We start from the raw sequence: 16,648 nt of genomic DNA on the forward strand, positions 1-16,648 counted from the left end.
AAGGACATAAACCATGGCCGCAAAACCATTTTTCCGCCGCCGCAAGGTCTGCCCGTTCTCGGGTGAGAACGCGCCGAAAATCGACTATAAAGACACCCGTCTGCTGCAGCGCTACATCTCTGAGCGCGGCAAGATCGTACCTTCGCGCATCACCGCCGTTTCGGCGAAAAAGCAGCGTGAACTGGCCCGTGCTATCAAGCGCGCCCGCTTCCTCGCACTGCTGCCCTACGCTGTGAAGTAAGGAGAGACTGACATGCAAGTTATCCTGCTGGAACGCGTTGCGAAACTGGGTCAGATGGGCGACGTCGTTGACGTCAAGCCCGGCTACGCCCGTAACTTCCTGCTGCCCCAAGGCAAAGCCCTGAGCGCATCGGACGCCAACATCGCGTCGTTCGAAGCCCAGAAAGCGCAGCTTGAAGCCCGCAACCTGGAAACCAAGAAAGAAGCTGAAGCGCTGGCTGAAAAGCTGGACGGTCAGCAGTTCATCGTGATTCGCTCGGCATCGGATGCTGGCGCTCTGTACGGTTCGGTCACCCCGCGTGACGCCGCAGACGCTGCGACCGAAGCAGGTTTCACTGTCGACAAGAAACAGATCGCCCTGATCGCTCCGATCAAGGAACTGGGTCTGCACTCGCTGGCAGTCAAGCTGCACCCCGAGGTCGAAGTCGAGATCAAGATGAACGTCGCCCGTTCGCAAGAAGAAGCCGAACTGCAGGCGTCTGGCAAATCGATCCAGGAACTGGCCGCAGAAGAAGAAGCAGCTGCTGAATTCGAAATCGCCGAACTGTTCGACGATATCGGTTCCGCTGCTTCCGACGACGACGATCTGGTTGCCGAAGAAGCTCCGGCTGAAGAAGACGAAGCCAAAGCCTGATCCGGTCGAACCGAATTTTGAAAAGGCCGCACAATTTGTGCGGCCTTTTTTCTTGCACACGCCAAACGGGCAAAATTCAGCCAGAATTCAGGCCTACGCTTGCGCGCGGCTTCGCGTTTCCTATCATCGCGGCCTGAAATTCGGAGTACACAGATGACAACTTTCTTGCGCCGTAGCGTCCTTGCCATAATGCTGACGGCCCCTTTCGCTGCTTGCGGTGGGCCGGACACGCCGACACAGGATGCATTCGATCCCCCGCTCTACCCCAACGAGACGCCCGAACTGCGCGCATCAATCAACCATTGGGCGGACCACTACGACGTTCCGCGCGAGTTGGTGCACAAGCTGGCGATCCGCGAAAGCACTCATCGCCCTTGGGCCGTCAACCGCCCTTATTACGGACTACTGCAGATTCTGCCCGCAACGGCGCGCTCGATGGGCTATTCCGGAAATGCACAGGGGCTGCTGGATGCGGATACCAACCTCGAATTTGCGGGCAAATACCTGCGCGGTGCGTGGTTGCTTTCGGACGGTGACCAGAAACGGGCGATTTTTCTGTATGCCAAGGGATATTATCCGGAAGCCAAGGCGCGCGGTATGCTGGTTGAGACAGGATTACAGCCATCACCATAGGTTATTAAGCATAGTGCAATTCGAGCGTAAGTGATGAAATAGTGACACAATTGCTCTTTTGCGTTTAACACGAGCGTAAAATGCGCATTCAGTTTTTCCATCGTCTTGTCATGTTCTGGAAAGTATGTTGTCCTAATTATCGCACGGTAACCTTGTTCCACTCTTGTTACTTTACTGGCCCGAATACACCGTCGGGCTTAAAGACAAGTCGTAGTTTGTAGGCGCAATATGGAGATAATAGATCTGAGCACCCTGCCAGGATCAGAAACTCGATACACCGAGTTTTTGAAGCAGGTGTGTGAAAAGTTCAATATGGACCATGCAGCCTATGCCGGGATGAATCCATCCGAGGGGAAAGTTGCGGGGCACGTTACCTACAATGACGACTGGAAAGAGCATTACCAGAAACATGATCTGGTGATGATCGACCCAACGCTGCATATAGCCAAACGCAGCATCGCTCCGGTTGATTGGAGCCGCTTGGAGCGCAGCCCAAACTTCCAGCGCGTTTTTCGCGACGCTCATGATTTTGGACTACCCAGTCAAGGGGTTACCATCCCCGTTCGCGGACCTTACGGCGATATCGGCTTTCTCAGCGTGACGCGTGACTGTTCGAAGGAAGAATGGCGCAAGCTATACGCCCACGTTATCAGCGATCTCCAGGGTATGGCCGTACACATGCATGACAACGTCATCACCTCAGACGATTTCACTGGTGCATTGTATCACCCCAACCTTTCGACCCGTGAAGCAGAGATTCTTCAATGGGTTGCGGCCGGGAAATCGCAGCAGGACATAGGCGACATCCTTTCAATCTCGCACCGCACGGTCGAGGTTCACCTGCGATCAAGCCGGGAAAAGCTGTGCGCGCTGACCACGCCCCAGGCCGTGGGTCGCGCCATCGCAGTCGGGCTTATTGGTACGGGTTAAGCCTAGAACCCCCGATTTTCGAACAAAATACGGGAAACCCCCAATAGAAATTCTTCCCCAAAACGGTAACGTCTAGTTTACCAAACAACCACTCGAAGGGGGAAGAAATGATCATCGTAGTAGATGGGCTGAACAGACATATGTTCAGCGACGTTCTCGACGAGATGTTCGAGTTGAGAGCACGTGTGTTCGGTGAACGTCTCGGATGGGACGTCAAAATCGAAGACGGTAAAGAGATCGACGAATTCGACGGTCTAGATCCGACATACGTAATCGGTTTTGACGACGCGGGGAATGTCGTTGCAGCCGTGCGCGCCCTTCAGACCACCGGACCCCATATGCTGGCCGATGTTTTCTCGGCCATTCTGGACGGAGAACCACCTATTCGAAGTGCGACACTGTGGGAATCCACCCGCTTCTGCGTCGATACCCAACGGTTGACCCGCGGCAAAGGTCAAAACTCGCTGTCCTATGCCACCTGCGAACTGATGATCGGTTCGTTGGAATACGCCAAAGCTGCGGGTGTCCAGGACATTGTCACCGTCATTGATCCGGTGATGGATCGGGTACTCAAACGCTCGGCCTGTGCGCCTTACGACTATGTCGGGAAAACCGTGCCGATGGGCAAGGTTTCAGCCCTCGCGGCACTGGTGGACTGCACCGATGAGCGCATCGCCAGCCTACGAGAGTTTGCCGACATCCAAGAGAACGTGTTCCTTGAAGAGGAAGAGGCGCTGGCGCTGTTCAACAGCAAGAAAAAAGCCGGGTCAAACATCGCCAACCGTGATCACCAGCCGCTGACCGAGCTTGAGAAGTACTTTGTCGAACAGATGCATTCGGCAAGAACGAAAGAAGAAGTCAACGATGTGCTGAAACTGATCGAGGCCCTTTCGGACCGTTTCACGCCAGAGCAGAAAACCGCTCTGCTAAGTACCCCCCGTGCTTTTGCTCATGAGGCCTGACCCCCTCACCTCATAGTACAAAAGCCACCCACCGGAGCCGTCTGATAACAGACGGCTCCGCTTTTTTTATTGCCCATATGGGGATGGGCGGAAGAGGATTACTCCTCTTCCAGTGCCTCAACGGCTTTCTGCAGGTCGTCTTTGCTGACTTCTTTGTCAGCGACCTGAGCCAGTTCGACGATGTAGTCGATGACCTTGTCTTCGAAGATCGGTGCGCGCAGTTGCTGCTGCATCTGAGCGTTCTGCTGCACGAACTCAAAGAACTGACGTTCCTGACCCGGGTACTGACGCGCCTGGTTCATGATCGCCTGGGTCATCTCGGCATCGGTAACCTCAACTTCGGCCTTCTGACCCAGCTCGGCCAGCAGCAGGCCCAGACGCACGCGGCGCTCGGCCAGCTTGTTGTGCTCGTCGGTGGGCTCGATCTCGCCGTGATCGTGACCTTCCACTTCCGGGTTTTCTTCGTGCCACAGCTGGTGTGCGATCTGCTTGGCTTCGGCTTCAACCAGCGACGGCGGCAGGTCGAAGGAAACTTTCTCGTCCAGAATATCCAGCAGAGCACGCTTCATGACAGCGCGCGATGCGCCGTTGTACTCGGCTTCCAGACGCTCGGCGATCTGACCTTTCAGCGCTTCCAGATCCTCGGCGCCGAACTTGGTGGCCAGCTCGTCGTTGATCTCGGCCGCGACGGGCTCTTTCACCTCTTTCACGGTGCAGGTGAAGACGGCGTCTTTACCGGCCAGATGCTCGGCACCGTATTCCTCGGGGAACTTGACGTTGACGTCTTTTTCTTCCTCGGCCTTCACGCCAACCAGCTGCTCTTCGAAGCCGGGGATGAAGCTGTTGGAACCCAGAACCAGCGGATAGTCTTCGGCGGAACCGCCTTCGAACTCTTCACCGTCTACTTTACCTACGAAGTCGATCACAACCTGATCGCCGTCCTTGGCTTTGGACCCTTTGCGGCGCGCTTTGAAATCCTGAGCGGTTTCGGCCAGGTTGTTCAGCGCTTCTTCGACAGCCGCGTCGTCAGCTTTGACTACTAGCTTTTCCAGCTCGACCGATTTCAGGTCAACTTCCGGAATCTCGGGCAGTGCCTCATAGGACATCTCGACGTGAACGTCGTCGCCTTCTTTCCAGTCTTCGTTGGTCATCTTGACCTGCGGCTGCAGCGCAGGACGGTCACCGCTGTCTTCGAAGTGCTTGTTCATGGCGCCGTCGATGCTTTCCTGCATCGCTTCACCCAGCAGGCGTTGGCCAAACTGCTTTTTCAGCAGCGCCATCGGCACCTTGCCTTTACGGAAGCCCTTCATCTCGACCTCAGGCTGCGCTTCGACCAGCTTTTCGTTCACTTTGTCGTCCAGCTCAGCCGCGGATACGACGATGTTGTAGCCGCGTTTCAGACCTTCGTTCAGCGTCTCGGTAACCTGCATTATGGTAGTCCCCATAGGATTCGGGGCGCGCAAAACGGCGCGCCGGGCAAATTTGACGCCTTCTATTTGCCCAGCCGCCCACGTGCAAGGGGCAAAGCCCGGATCGGTCTTGTTTTGCCGCCGATTTGAACAAAAAAAACGCCCCGGACAGAGCCGGGGCGCATGATTGTCAGATAACCTGGATCAGAACTTCCAGAGTGCGCCCAGAACCCACGCTTCGTTTTTGTCGAAATCGGTAGTGTCGTCGAAATCGTGGTTGCGGTATTTCAGGTAGGCATCGGTGTTGATGCTGTCGATCCGCTGAACGACGGCGATACCCCAGGACTTGGTGCTGGACCCTTCGTTTTCGAAATCCGAACCGTCAAAGTAGTCGATACCGACACCGGTTTTACCCCAGGATACCCAGTCGCCTTCATAGGCCAACTTGGTGTACCAATAGTCCGGATCGCTGGCCCCGGTCGCCGTATCGTCACGCGAACCCAAAGCTGCCGTAAAGCTGAACCCGCTGGGCAGCAGAACCGAAGCGGACCCGATCGTGTCTTTCCGCTCGCCCGAACCATCGTCGAAATCACGCACCGCATAAGCTACGGTGGCAGCGAACTCGACGCCGTTGGCGAAAGTGTTGCCGTAATTGATTGCGATGTCGTAGTAATCGTCGTCATCGCTGCTGGACAGGATGTTCTGACCATAGGCAATTGCGCCCGAGAACCCGTTGAAATCCGGGGTGTCATAGCGGATACGCCCGCGACGGCCGCCGTCAAAGTTACTGGACGAGTCGCCCACGGTGATGTCGCTCAGGACACCGTCCGCTCCGCGATAGAAGAAGGCGCCGTTTTCATCGTTGGTGAACGAATACAAAGCTGTTCCGACATAGGACAAGTCAGTCTCGGCAGCCCCGTCCGAGGCCATGCTGCCCTGACCGGCCGAGAATTTACCGTAGCCACCTTTCAGCGAGAAATCGACGTGGCGGATATCTTCACGGGTCCAACCGTTGGTATTGGTGCCATCCTGGTTGGCCGTTCCCGTGCTTGGCAGACCCAGCCCGGTTTCAAAGCGGAACATGAACTCGTTGCTGCCATAGGGCTGCATCAGCCGCAGGCCAACGCGGCTGTTGGACAGGTCGTTGTCCAGCAAGCGGGTCTCTGTTTCCGCGCCGTCATCGACGGACACGATGGCCGGATCGAGCTGACCGTACAACAGCACATAGCCGCCGCTGTTGTTTTCGTACTTCATCTCAGCCGCGGCAGGAATTGCCGTCGTCGCGGCCAGCACAGCTGCTATTGAGGACAGTTTCAGTTTTTGCGTCATTTCATTCACCTTGAAAATTCCGGCTTCCTTTGCCTTTCAATCGCGCAGTTACCGCTGACATTCCAGCCACCACCGGCGATACTTTCGGGGTATTGCAAACTTGCCACTCAGATCGCGGAAGTCGGACTTAATTCCCATTACAATCAACACATTAACTGCGGTCCTTCCGCAGCCAGAGCTCCACTCCTAGGGAATTCTGACGCCCGGCTATGCGACTGGCAAACACTCGCTTTGACACTACTGCAAATCTGTCGGCCAATTGCCGCCGAAAGCAGGGCAGATCGGCCAATTCCCGCTCAAGAAATCAGATATTCAGTTCTTTAAAAACTTTAGGCAACTGCTCGGGTAAATCTTCGGCAATCAAACCCGGCCCGAATGCGCGCGCGCATTCCACATGCAGCCAGGCCGCCGTTTCCGCCGCCTGCATCGGGCCGCCCCCCCGGGCCAGCAATCCGGTGATAAATCCGGCCAGAACATCACCCGATCCTGCGGTCGCCAACCACGGGGCCGCGCGTTCGTAAAAAGCCGCATTAACCGAGCATTGCCCATTCGGCGCAGCAATCACCGTGTCCGGCCCTTTGAACAACACCACGCACCCTGCCCGTTTTGCGGCCTCACGTGTGGCGTCCACCTTGGAATAGGCCGGGCCTTTGTTTGGTATTGCCGCCAGCTTCTCGGCAATATCCGGGAACAGCCGTGAAAACTCTCCTCCATGTGGCGTCAGAACACAGTTTTCGTGGAGTCGAGAGAACAGATCTGCCGGATCATCCGCAAACGCCGTCAGCGCATCGGCGTCCAGAACCGTTGCACGTTTGGCACTTAGGGCAGCCGGCACCAACTCCTGCGCGCGTCCTATACCTAGGCCCGGGCCGAGGCAGAGGGCGTTCAACCGCTCATCCTTCACAATGTCGGCCAAGCCATCCGCACCTTCAACCCGCTGCAACATGATGGCCGTCACCTGTGCCGCAACTTCCATCTGAGCGGCCGGAGGCACCGCCAGGGTCACCAACCCTGCTCCAATGCGCAAAGCCCCCCGTGCTGCCAGCCGCGCGGCCCCGGTTTTGGCTGAGCCGCCTGAGAGGATGAGCGCGTGACCGTGGGTGTACTTGTGTTCGAATGGCTCCTTGGGGAGATATGGCGACAAACGGCTTTCATCCACTAGAACACTGAGAACCCTGCCCAGCATTCTTTCGCCATGATGTTCTATCAAAGCCCTTCGCGAAATCGAACCAGTCTTCCCGGGAGAAGATAGTCCAATGTCCGATATTACTGTTTTTCTACAGTATTCGGGTCCTTCGCTAATATTGTGGCCAAGTTTCTTGCCATGAAAAGTAACTGTGAGGTTCGCGCCTACCAAAACACCTTCATCCCCCAACACCTTGCCGCTATCGGCGCAGAGTCCAGACGGAACGTCGATTGAAACGACCCTCGGCCACCAAGGATCGACGTTAACCTCTGAACAAATCTGGATGGCCTCGAGAGCATTTTTTAAACCGCCAATCGAGCGCGTAAGCCCGGTGCCGAACAACGCGTCTATAATCAACTCAGGACCTGCTGCGCTGAACGTGCGGGCAGCGCGCTTCTCCAGTAGGTCAAGTTCACTTTTATTTGGTGAAGGCATGGACAACTTCGAGACCACTCCCTGCTCCATCCAGCGCTCATAGTTCGTACGCGCATCAGGTGGCAGCTTTTCGGGATCGCCATATAGAAAAACTTCCACCTCCCAGCCCAACTCACGCAACATCCGCGCAACAACAAAGCCGTCGCCGCCATTGTTCCCCGGCCCGCACAGAACCACAGCCCGGCCAGGCGATTTTGCCAGTTCCGGCCACTCTTCAAAAATCGCCTCGACAACGCCCCGCCCGGCCCGCTCCATGAGCTCCAGCCCGGTTACCTCACCAGACTCAATCGCGGCCAATTCGATGGCCCGCATTTGCGCAGCTGTCAGCAATTCCGTCATCTCAAATCCCTCAGCGATTCAATTCTGATTACTTTTTGTGCAAGTCGATCAAAATTTCACCTGCCGCCTATTTTCTCGGCACGCGCGCGCCGCCATTTTAGCAATCAGATTGCCGACCGATCTTAGACGTGATCAGTGCCATCCTGACAAGTGTTATAGGGAGCCCGGGATGAAGAAGATCGAAGCGATCATCAAGCCGTTCAAACTGGACGAAGTGAAAGAGGCGCTGCAGGACGTTGGTGTCCAGGGTCTCAGCGTGATCGAGGTCAAGGGTTTTGGCCGTCAGAAAGGCCACACCGAACTCTATCGCGGCGCGGAATACGTCGTCGACTTTCTGCCCAAGGTGAAGGTCGAGGTCGTACTGGACGACGATCAGGTCGATGCCGCCATCGAGGCCATCGTTTCGGCCGCGAAAACCGACAAGATCGGCGACGGCAAGATCTTTGTCTCGCCCGTTGAACAAGCCATTCGCATCCGGACCGGTGAGACCGGCTCGGAAGCGCTGTAATCGAACACTCCAAGTAGAGGAATAGAGAGTATGAGCAAGGACGCAGTTCTTCAGCTGATCAAGGACGAAGGCGCCGAATACGTCGATGTTCGTTTCACCGACCCCCGCGGCAAGCTGCAGCACGTCACCCTGATGGCTGATCAGGTTGACGAGGACTTTCTGGAAGAAGGCTTCATGTTCGACGGTTCGTCCATCGCGGGCTGGAAGTCGATCGAAGCCTCGGACATGAAGCTGATGGTTGACACCGACAGCGCCTATGTCGATCCGTTCTACGCGGAAAAGACCATCTGCGTGCACTGCTCGGTTGTCGAGCCCGACACTGGCGAAGCGTATGAGCGCGACCCGCGCGGCACCGCCCAGAAAGCAGAAGCCTACCTGAAAGCATCGGGTATCGGCGACGTTGCATACATGGGCCCCGAAGCTGAATTCTTCCTGTTCGACGACGTTCGTTTCTCGAACAGCATCAACAAGGTATCCTACGAAGTTGATGCAACCGACGCATCGTGGAACACCGACACCGAGTACGAGATGGGCAACATGGGCCATCGTCCGGGCGTCAAAGGTGGCTACTTCCCGGTCAACCCGATCGACGAAGCACAGGACCTGCGTTCGGAAATGCTGTCGACCATGAAACGTCTCGGCATGAAGGTCGACAAGCACCACCACGAGGTTGCTTCGTGTCAGCACGAGCTGGGCCTTATCTTCGACAGCCTGACCAAACAGGCTGATGAGCTGCAGAAGTACAAATACGTCATCCACAACGTCGCGCACGCCTATGGCAAATCGGCTACCTTCATGCCGAAGCCCATCGCGGGTGACAACGGCACCGGCATGCACGTGAACATGTCGATCTGGAAAGACGGCAAGCCGCTGTTCGCTGGCGACAAATATGCTGACCTGTCGGACGAAGCGCTGTACTTCATCGGCGGCATCCTGAAGCACGCCAAAACGCTGAACGCCTTCACCAACCCTGCGACCAACAGCTATAAGCGTCTGATCCCCGGCTTCGAAGCCCCCGTTCTGCGCGCCTACTCGGCCCGTAACCGCTCGGGTTGTGTCCGTATTCCGTGGACCGAAAGCCCGAAAGCCAAGCGCGTCGAGGCCCGCTTCCCCGATCCGGCCGCAAACCCCTATCTGGCGTTTGCCGCCCTGCTGATGGCTGGTCTGGACGGCATCAAGAACAAGATCGATCCGGGCGAAGCCATGGACAAGAACCTGTACGATCTGCCTGCCGAAGAACTGGCCGACATCCCGACCGTTTGCGGCTCGCTGCGCGAAGCGCTGGAAGCTTTGGCATCCGATCACGACTTCCTGCTGCAGGGCGACGTGTTCACCAAAGACCAGATCGACGGCTACATCGCCCTGAAGATGGAAGAGGTCGAAACCTACGAGCACACCCCGCACCCGGTTGAATACGGCATGTACTACAGCTGCTGATCCGGTTCTGGGTTTACATCTGCAAGGGCGTCCAATCGGGCGCCCTTGTTTCGTTTGGCGTGATCTTTCACACTCGGGACTATCCCGGTCAGGAGAGATCCAATGCCAACTGATGATCCCTTCTCGCAATACTCGGAGTTCGTAACGACGGCAGAGGAGCTGGAGCGCATAACCGGCGCGCCCCTGCCCCAGATCATCGCCAAAGAATTGCCCGCACTGGACCAGATGTGCCGCGACTTTATCGCGGCTTCACCCTTTTGCTTGATCGCCTCGGCCAACCCCGGCGGGCATCTGGATATTTCACCGCGCGGGGACCCGGCCGGTTTTGTTCAGGTGATTTCGGACACATTGATGGCAATTCCGGACCGGCCCGGCAACAAACGCGTGGACACGTTCCACAACGTGTTGCTGGATCCGCGCGTCAGCCTGATCTTCTTTGTCCCCGGCAAAATGGAAACCCTGCGTATCCGCGGCACCGCCCGGATCTGCGCCGATCCTGAGCTTCTGAACGGGATGGCTGTGGACAACCACGCGCCCAAGCTGGCCCTGCTGATCCATGTTGAAACCGTGTTTGCACATTGCCCCAAATGCGTCATCCGTTCGAACCTGTGGCAGCCTGAAAAGTGGCCGGACTCGTCGAACCTGCCAAATATGAACGCGATGATGGTGAAACACGCCAAAATCGACAAAACGCCTGATGAGTGGTTCGAAACCCTAAAAGAAACCGGAGAGCTTGACCTGTATTAACTGCTTTGCGGATCGCAAGATGCAGCTTACGCTTACTCTCAGCCTTTTATTAACCGGATTTCGCTGATGTTACGATTTGCTTTGATTTTAGCCCTGTCCCTGCCAACGCTTGCAGCTGCTGCCCCTTGCGGCAACACCAGCAGCGGTTTCGAGGCCTGGAAACAGGATTTTGCAAAGCAGGCCAAGCGCTCGGGTGTCAAAAAGAAAGGTCTGCAAGCGCTGGCGCAAACCCAGTACGCCACGCGCACCATTGCTGCTGATCGCAATCAGAAGAGCTTCAAATATTCGCTGGACAAGTTCATGCGCGTGCGCGGAGCCGATACGATCGTGGCACAGGGGCGCAAGCGCAAGGCGCGCAACCCGCAATTCTACGCCGCGCTGGAACGGCAATACGGCGTCCCCAGCGGCGTACTGATCGCGATCCACGGAATGGAAACAGGGTTCGGGAATTTCATGGGCGACAGTCAGGTTGTTTCCGCAATCACCACACTGGCTTATGATTGTCGCCGATCCGAGTTCTTTATCCCCCATGCCATCGGGGCGCTGAAACTAGTCGATCAAGGCAGCATTACGACGGCGACCAAAGGGGCGAAGCACGGCGAATTGGGGCACACTCAGTTCCTGCCGGGCAATGCGCTGGTCTACGGCGTAGATGCCACCGGCGACGGCCGCGTGGATTTCTACAACATGACCGACGCGCTGGCCTCGACCGCGAATTTTCTACGGCAGAAAGGGTGGAAACCGGGGCGCGGCTATCAACCGGGGCAACCCAATTTCAGGGTGATTCAGGAATGGAACGCGGCCTCGGTCTATCAGCAATCCATCGCCATCATGGCCGCCCGAATCGACGGCTGATACGCGCCATGTTTCAGCGCCAATACACCGCAATCCGGACACAATATTGCCACAGACCTTAAGCGGCCCCTAAAATGCCTAGGTTTCCAATGAGTAATCAATCCCGCTGATTTTTCATTTTTTTCCATTTTCGCCAAATTCTGCCCCATATCGGTTGTTAACCTGTTTCTCAGGACAGGATACGACAAAGGAATGCGTGGTGACTTCGAAGCACAGCTATCATGGCGGTCTTCAGTTCAACGGAGAAACCGAGGGTGCGATTGAACGTTTTGGCGCCATCGTTGCGACGACGTTGGAAGACTACGGCCACCTGGTCGAACGCAAAAACATGCTGAGCGAGACCGAGGCCAGCATCGTATCCAGCCAATATCTGGTTCGCCTGACATTGGACACTCAAGTCGTCGGCGCAGAAGATCGGTTCGGACGTCTGGACCGCGCTGCGGGGCTGAAAACCGCAAGCAGACCGGTTGTTACCCTACCGAAGAACCGTCTGACGATCACGCTTTCGCCGGTATCTCCGTTGTTGGATGACAGCGAAATCTCCGAGCTGATGCTGGTGGTCATCCTGTATCGGATGGTCGATATCTGCGCGACGCAGCGGGTCGAGTGGCTGTCGTCCAACACCATTCTGACCGTTGAACAATTCATGAGTGCGTTCGACACTTTAACGCCTCCCAAAACACGAAACAGAAAACAGATTTTCGAGGCAGTGACAGGCCCGTTCGCCGGGCTGAACATACCTGACGAACAGGATCTGGATGAGCCGAAAAAAAGGACGCTGGCACCAGCAGTCCGGCCGATCCAGTTGTCCGATGAGCAGTTGCTCAGCATCGCTTTTCGGACAGAAACCAACGAGCAGCCAACTGATGGGGAAAAGGACACGCGCCCCCTCGACCACGACAAGCCCAGTGACATCCTGCGACTATCCAGTTGGGGATTGACCGGGGCCGTGGCTAGCGTGTCCGTACCCATCGCGGTCTCTGTGGCCGCAGTGAACCTGATCAGAGGTGAAGATTTTCGCCTGAACACTCAGGTTCTTGCCTACACCGTCGCAATCTCCGCTCTCAGCACAAGCGGGGCATTCGCCGGTGTCGCCAATGCGTTGGGCATGTAGAACTAAACTTCAATACCCTCCGTGGAGGCCCCGCCATCAGGCGGGGTTTTCCATTTTGCGCAAGTGCTGCGCCTCCAGCACGTAGGTATGGATCGAAAAGACCACCGCCCGCGTTTCCGGCAGGCGCAACAAGGTCTGGCGTTCGCTGCGCAGGAACCGAGCGGCCCCCGGATTGCTGACATCGCGCCGGTCGTTGGCACTACGGGGTTGATGCAGTTCGGCGTCCTCGTACCAAAGCGCATTAAACCGCCACAGCGGACGCCCCGGCTGTATCCCGTCAAACAGGCGCTGCACCCGTCGCGCGATGTCGTCGTCATAGCCTGATACCGGGATGTGAATGTCGATCAGAGGGCGCATGAACTTTTCCGTCAGGCGCCAACTGGCGGGAAAACACAGAATGGCTCCGGTCAGGACATGCTCGTCCCCGTGCTTTTGCAGGATACAGAAGTCCTCCTGCACCAAACGGCACAGCGTATCCAGCGGGTGTGTGCGGTCGATTTCAACAACCTGACCATCCGGGCGGGCGACATGATCGCTGAACCCCGGATAGACCTGATGCAGGACCATATCCAAAAGCTCTTGCGCCGCAGGTTCGGCACCCGGGTTCAGTGCCAGAACATCCGGACGCCTTTCCCGCAATAGCGCCTCGCGCCGCTGCATCTGCCCGGCAAACGCATCATCACAATGCAGCCAGTCATCCATGCTCGCCGGTTGGATTCCGGGCAAAGGGCGTGGCGTCAGCGGGTCATAGGGGATCGAGGTCTGTAGGATCGTCATAATGACGGACTATCACCAGTTGAACGGGTTGTCGGCCCAAAAGCGACCGGTGCGCCGTCGCAAACTTTCAAGACGCTTGGGAAATGATTCTTCACGTTGAATTTCAGGCAGGGAGGCCCATCATGAACCAGCATTACCGCGACAGCCGCAAGATCGATCCGACCAAAGGCACAACACTGGGCGATGGCACCCCAAACGACAATGACCGGATCGAGATTGGGCCGACGCAACTGGCCTTTGCGGAATGGGAGGCAGCCGGACTGGCCCTGCCCGATCTGGCCCGGATGCGGGAATTCCGGTGGAAACGCCTGACCAAGGCCATCGTGGATCGCGGTTATGGCGGGCTGCTGATGTTTGACCCACTCAACATCCGTTACGCCACCGACAGCACCAACATGCAGTTGTGGAACACCCATAACCCGTTCCGCGCTGTGCTGCTGTGTGCCGATGGCTACATGGTGATCTGGGACTATAAGAACTCGCCCTTCCTGTCGAAATTCAACCCGCTGGTGCGCGAGCAACGCTCGGGCGCGGATCTGTTCTATTTCGACCGTGGCGACAAGGTGGATGTGGCGGCCGATGTATTCTCGAACGAGGTGCGGCTGCTGATCGACGAACATGGCGGCGGCAACAAACGTCTGGCTGTCGACAAGATCATGCTGCACGGCCTGCGTGCACTAGAGGCGCAGGGGTTTGAGATTATGGAGGGCGAAGAGGTCACCGAAAAGACCCGCGCCATCAAGGGCCCGGATGAGATTCTGGCCATGCGCTGCGCGCACCATTCCTGCGAAACCGCCGTGGCCGAGATGGAAAAATTCGCCCGCGCCAATGTGGGCGACGGCAAGACGTCCGAGGATGATATATGGGCCGTTCTGCACGCCGAGAACATCCGTCGCGGCGGTGAGTGGATCGAAACCCGCCTGCTGGCCTCGGGCCAGCGCACCAACCCGTGGTTTCAGGAATGCGGGCCTCGGATCACTCAACAGAACGAAATCATCGCCTTTGATACCGACCTGATCGGATCTTACGGCATCTGCATCGACATCTCGCGCACGTGGTGGATCGGGGATGAAAAACCCCGCCCCGACATGGTCTATGCCATGCAGCACGCGCATGAACACATCATGACCAACATGGAGATGCTGAAACCCGGCGTGATGATCCCCGAGTTGACCGCCAATGCACATAAGCTGGATGACAAGTTTCAGGCGCAGAAATACGGCTGCCTGATGCACGGCGTCGGCCTGTGTGATGAATGGCCTCTGGTCGCCTATCCGGATAAGGCGGTGGCGGGCTCTTACGACTACCCGCTCGAACCCGGTATGGTTCTATGTGTCGAAGCCGCCGTCGGTGAAGTTGGCGGCGACTTCTCGATCAAGCTCGAGGATCAGGTCCTGATCACCGAGGACGGGTATGAGAACCTGACCACCTACCCGTTCGACCCCCAGTTGATGGGACAGGCGTAACGCCTCAATCCGGCCAGGTTGAACGCCGAACGTTGCCGTGCCAGTCCTCGGACGGGATGGTGACTTCGGCTGTGGTCGAAGCCGCTGGCCAGGTTTGACCCAGCGTGAATCCCAACACTCCGGTCAGGGCGATGACGATCAGAATGTCGGGGCGGAAAACAACGCCACGCGGGGCGGATGCGGTATGGGACATGTAAGCCTCCTTGGCTTGCTATCAGTGATAGCTGCAAGATGGGGGTATTCCTAAGATTAATAAAACGAATATTTATCATCTATTGCATCACAATTTTTGAACACAGGAGAAACCCTCTTTCCTGACCCGAAAGCGCTCACTTTTCTCACCTTCCCGTGACGCGTCTTACATTGGGGTTGAGGCACCAGTCGGAAGCACACAGTATTGGGTCCATCCCGACACGTAAGGAATTGCCATGCCCACCGAACGCATTACCTTTGCCGGTCACGACGGCAACCAGTTGGCTGCACGCCTTGATCTGCCGGACGGACCGGTGCTGGCGACCGCGTTGTTTGCGCATTGTTTTACCTGCTCCAAGGACATTCCCGCCGCTCGCCGCATCGCCGCCCGTCTGGCTGCGATGGGCATCGCGGTTTTGCGCTTTGATTTCACCGGGCTTGGCCATTCGGGTGGGGAGTTCGCCAACACCACCTTCACCTCGAATGTCGAGGACTTGATTTCCGCTGCGCATTATCTGGCGGGCCGCAACATGGCCCCGGCCCTGTTGATCGGCCATTCTCTTGGCGGGGCAGCCGTCCTGCGGGCCCGGGCCGGTATTCCCAGCGCCAAGGCTGTGGTCACGCTGGGCGCGCCCGCCGATCCCGGTCATGTCGCACACCATTTCGAAGGCGCCCTGCCCCAGATCGAACAGGACGGATCGGCCAAGGTCATGCTGGGGGGCCGCCCTTTCCGCATCGGCAAGGCCTTTGTCGATGACATTTCGGAATCCGCGCTGACCCCGGCGATTGCCGACCTGAAAGCGGCGCTGCTGATCCTGCACGCACCGCGCGATGAAACCGTCAGCATCGACAATGCCAGCACCATCTTTCTGGCCGCCAAACACCCCAAGAGCTTTGTTACACTCGACGACGCTGATCATCTGATCACCCGCGCCTCGGACGCTGAATACGCAGCCGACGTGATTGCGGCATGGGTGACGCGATACATTCCGCTCAGCCCGCCCGCACCGCCCCCCGGCGCACCTGAGGGCGTTGTGCGCGTGACCGAGGTCGATCCCTCGGGATTCCTACAGGACATCCAGTCCGGCCCCCGGCATCACGCCGTGGCGGATGAGCCTGCCTCGTATGGCGGTACCGACAGGGGCATGTCGCCCTACGGCTTCGTTTCCTCGGGTCTGGGGGCCTGTACGTCGATGACGATCCGCATGTATGCGCGACGCAAGCGGTGGCCTCTGACGGGCATCACTGTCGATGTCTGCCATAACAAGGTACACGGGCAGGATGCCGGACTGGCCGGAGACGGCAAGATCGACCAGTTCCGCCGCAAGATCCGTCTGGAAGGCCCGCTGGATCAGGAACAGCGCGCGCGGCTGCTGGAAATCGCAGACAAATGCCCTGTTCACCGCACGCTGGAAGGGTCAGCCCAGATCACAACAGAACTGCTGAGCTGACCAC

17 protein-coding genes are annotated in these 16,648 nt (G+C 57.3%); 12 read left to right on the forward strand and 5 right to left on the reverse strand.

The window, feature by feature from the left end:
- Window positions 1-13: 13 nt before the first annotated feature.
- The 5 genes from rpsR (at window position 14) to GOX63_RS04565 (ending at window position 3,399) form a co-directional block, all read left to right on the forward strand.
- Window positions 14-241 (forward strand): 30S ribosomal protein S18, encoded by a 228-nt coding sequence (gene rpsR, locus GOX63_RS04545; RefSeq protein WP_005608650.1) that lies wholly within the window; start codon window positions 14-16, stop codon window positions 239-241.
- 12 nt (window positions 242-253) lie between these two features.
- Entirely contained in the window at window positions 254-874 is a 621-nt protein-coding gene (gene rplI, locus GOX63_RS04550; protein WP_170325295.1) for a 50S ribosomal protein L9, read from the forward strand.
- A 189-nt stretch (window positions 875-1,063) separates the two neighbouring features.
- Window positions 1,064-1,507 carry a lytic transglycosylase domain-containing protein gene (locus GOX63_RS04555; RefSeq protein ID WP_170325546.1) on the forward strand — a complete coding sequence of 148 codons (444 nt, stop codon included), beginning with the start codon at window positions 1,064-1,066 and terminating at the stop codon, window positions 1,505-1,507.
- 228 nt (window positions 1,508-1,735) lie between these two features.
- Window positions 1,736-2,437, forward strand: a complete 702-nt coding sequence (locus tag GOX63_RS04560; protein ID WP_170544885.1) for an autoinducer binding domain-containing protein — start codon at window positions 1,736-1,738, stop codon at window positions 2,435-2,437.
- Window positions 2,438-2,544: 107 nt separating this feature from the next.
- Window positions 2,545-3,399, forward strand: a complete 855-nt coding sequence (locus tag GOX63_RS04565; RefSeq protein ID WP_170325297.1) for an acyl-homoserine-lactone synthase — start codon at window positions 2,545-2,547, stop codon at window positions 3,397-3,399.
- 98 nt (window positions 3,400-3,497) lie between these two features.
- Here the strand turns inward: GOX63_RS04565 and tig are convergent, their stop codons facing one another.
- The 3 genes from tig to GOX63_RS04580 form a co-directional block, all read right to left on the reverse strand.
- Window positions 3,498-4,829: a trigger factor gene (gene tig, locus GOX63_RS04570; RefSeq protein ID WP_170544887.1), complete on the reverse strand. Its 1,332-nt coding sequence runs from the start codon at window positions 4,827-4,829 to the stop codon at window positions 3,498-3,500.
- Between the two features lie 183 nt (window positions 4,830-5,012).
- Window positions 5,013-6,137: a porin gene (locus GOX63_RS04575; protein ID WP_170544890.1), complete on the reverse strand. Its 1,125-nt coding sequence runs from the start codon at window positions 6,135-6,137 to the stop codon at window positions 5,013-5,015.
- Between the two features lie 304 nt (window positions 6,138-6,441).
- The gene (locus GOX63_RS04580; protein WP_170544893.1) at window positions 6,442-8,097 is read right to left on the reverse strand and encodes an NAD(P)H-hydrate dehydratase; all 1,656 of its coding nucleotides are present in this window, start codon (window positions 8,095-8,097) and stop codon (window positions 6,442-6,444) included.
- 169 nt (window positions 8,098-8,266) lie between these two features.
- Between GOX63_RS04580 and GOX63_RS04585 the strand changes: the two genes are divergently transcribed.
- The 5 genes from GOX63_RS04585 (at window position 8,267) to GOX63_RS04605 (ending at window position 12,758) form a co-directional block, all read left to right on the forward strand.
- The gene (locus tag GOX63_RS04585) at window positions 8,267-8,605 is read left to right on the forward strand and encodes a P-II family nitrogen regulator (RefSeq protein WP_170325301.1); all 339 of its coding nucleotides are present in this window, start codon (window positions 8,267-8,269) and stop codon (window positions 8,603-8,605) included.
- A gap of 30 nt (window positions 8,606-8,635) precedes the next feature.
- The gene (gene glnA / locus GOX63_RS04590; protein ID WP_170325302.1) at window positions 8,636-10,042 is read left to right on the forward strand and encodes a type I glutamate--ammonia ligase; all 1,407 of its coding nucleotides are present in this window, start codon (window positions 8,636-8,638) and stop codon (window positions 10,040-10,042) included.
- Between the two features lie 102 nt (window positions 10,043-10,144).
- On the forward strand, window positions 10,145-10,789 hold the full coding sequence (locus GOX63_RS04595) for an MSMEG_1061 family FMN-dependent PPOX-type flavoprotein (protein ID WP_170325303.1): 645 nt from the start codon (window positions 10,145-10,147) through the stop codon (window positions 10,787-10,789).
- Window positions 10,790-10,855: 66 nt separating this feature from the next.
- Window positions 10,856-11,644, forward strand: a complete 789-nt coding sequence (locus GOX63_RS04600; RefSeq protein WP_170325304.1) for a lytic murein transglycosylase — start codon at window positions 10,856-10,858, stop codon at window positions 11,642-11,644.
- Between the two features lie 199 nt (window positions 11,645-11,843).
- Entirely contained in the window at window positions 11,844-12,758 is a 915-nt protein-coding gene (locus GOX63_RS04605; RefSeq protein WP_367646693.1) for a hypothetical protein, read from the forward strand.
- A 36-nt stretch (window positions 12,759-12,794) separates the two neighbouring features.
- On the opposite strand, the gene GOX63_RS04610 is transcribed toward GOX63_RS04605, so the two are convergent.
- Complete coding sequence (locus tag GOX63_RS04610) at window positions 12,795-13,535, reverse strand: heme-dependent oxidative N-demethylase family protein (protein ID WP_170325306.1); 741 nt, start codon at window positions 13,533-13,535, stop codon at window positions 12,795-12,797.
- 122 nt (window positions 13,536-13,657) lie between these two features.
- On the opposite strand from GOX63_RS04610, the gene dddP reads away from it, so the two are divergent.
- Window positions 13,658-15,001 (forward strand): dimethylsulfonioproprionate lyase DddP, encoded by a 1,344-nt coding sequence (gene dddP, locus GOX63_RS04615; protein WP_170325307.1) that lies wholly within the window; start codon window positions 13,658-13,660, stop codon window positions 14,999-15,001.
- A 4-nt stretch (window positions 15,002-15,005) separates the two neighbouring features.
- Here dddP and GOX63_RS04620 read toward each other — a convergent pair whose 3' ends face one another.
- On the reverse strand, window positions 15,006-15,194 hold the full coding sequence (locus tag GOX63_RS04620; RefSeq protein WP_170325308.1) for a hypothetical protein: 189 nt from the start codon (window positions 15,192-15,194) through the stop codon (window positions 15,006-15,008).
- Between the two features lie 235 nt (window positions 15,195-15,429).
- Here GOX63_RS04620 and GOX63_RS04625 point away from each other — a divergent pair, with 235 nt between their 5' ends.
- Window positions 15,430-16,644 (forward strand): bifunctional alpha/beta hydrolase/OsmC family protein, encoded by a 1,215-nt coding sequence (locus GOX63_RS04625; protein ID WP_170325309.1) that lies wholly within the window; start codon window positions 15,430-15,432, stop codon window positions 16,642-16,644.
- Window positions 16,645-16,648: the final 4 nt, after the last annotated feature.

This window comes from Ruegeria arenilitoris (genome assembly GCF_013031355.1).
GTDB classification, from domain to species: domain Bacteria; phylum Pseudomonadota; class Alphaproteobacteria; order Rhodobacterales; family Rhodobacteraceae; genus Ruegeria; species Ruegeria arenilitoris_C.

Bases quoted from the DNA above. Each gene is read 5' to 3' on its own strand.
- GOX63_RS04610 (WP_170325306.1), bottom strand. From the start codon at position 13,535: ATGACGATCCTACAGACCTCGATCCCCTATGACCCGCTGACGCCACGC.
- glnA (WP_170325302.1), top strand. From the start codon at position 8,636: ATGAGCAAGGACGCAGTTCTTCAGCTGATCAAGGACGAAGGCGCCGAA.
- GOX63_RS04585 (WP_170325301.1), top strand. From the start codon at position 8,267: ATGAAGAAGATCGAAGCGATCATCAAGCCGTTCAAACTGGACGAAGTG.
- rpsR (WP_005608650.1), top strand. From the start codon at position 14: ATGGCCGCAAAACCATTTTTCCGCCGCCGCAAGGTCTGCCCGTTCTCG.
- GOX63_RS04575 (WP_170544890.1), bottom strand. From the start codon at position 6,137: ATGACGCAAAAACTGAAACTGTCCTCAATAGCAGCTGTGCTGGCCGCG.
- GOX63_RS04555 (WP_170325546.1), top strand. From the start codon at position 1,064: ATGCTGACGGCCCCTTTCGCTGCTTGCGGTGGGCCGGACACGCCGACA.
- rplI (WP_170325295.1), top strand. From the start codon at position 254: ATGCAAGTTATCCTGCTGGAACGCGTTGCGAAACTGGGTCAGATGGGC.
- dddP (WP_170325307.1), top strand. From the start codon at position 13,658: ATGAACCAGCATTACCGCGACAGCCGCAAGATCGATCCGACCAAAGGC.
- GOX63_RS04565 (WP_170325297.1), top strand. From the start codon at position 2,545: ATGATCATCGTAGTAGATGGGCTGAACAGACATATGTTCAGCGACGTT.
- GOX63_RS04600 (WP_170325304.1), top strand. From the start codon at position 10,856: ATGTTACGATTTGCTTTGATTTTAGCCCTGTCCCTGCCAACGCTTGCA.
- GOX63_RS04560 (WP_170544885.1), top strand. From the start codon at position 1,736: ATGGAGATAATAGATCTGAGCACCCTGCCAGGATCAGAAACTCGATAC.
- GOX63_RS04625 (WP_170325309.1), top strand. From the start codon at position 15,430: ATGCCCACCGAACGCATTACCTTTGCCGGTCACGACGGCAACCAGTTG.
- GOX63_RS04580 (WP_170544893.1), bottom strand. From the start codon at position 8,097: ATGACGGAATTGCTGACAGCTGCGCAAATGCGGGCCATCGAATTGGCC.
- GOX63_RS04595 (WP_170325303.1), top strand. From the start codon at position 10,145: ATGCCAACTGATGATCCCTTCTCGCAATACTCGGAGTTCGTAACGACG.
- tig (WP_170544887.1), bottom strand. From the start codon at position 4,829: ATGCAGGTTACCGAGACGCTGAACGAAGGTCTGAAACGCGGCTACAAC.
- GOX63_RS04620 (WP_170325308.1), bottom strand. From the start codon at position 15,194: ATGTCCCATACCGCATCCGCCCCGCGTGGCGTTGTTTTCCGCCCCGAC.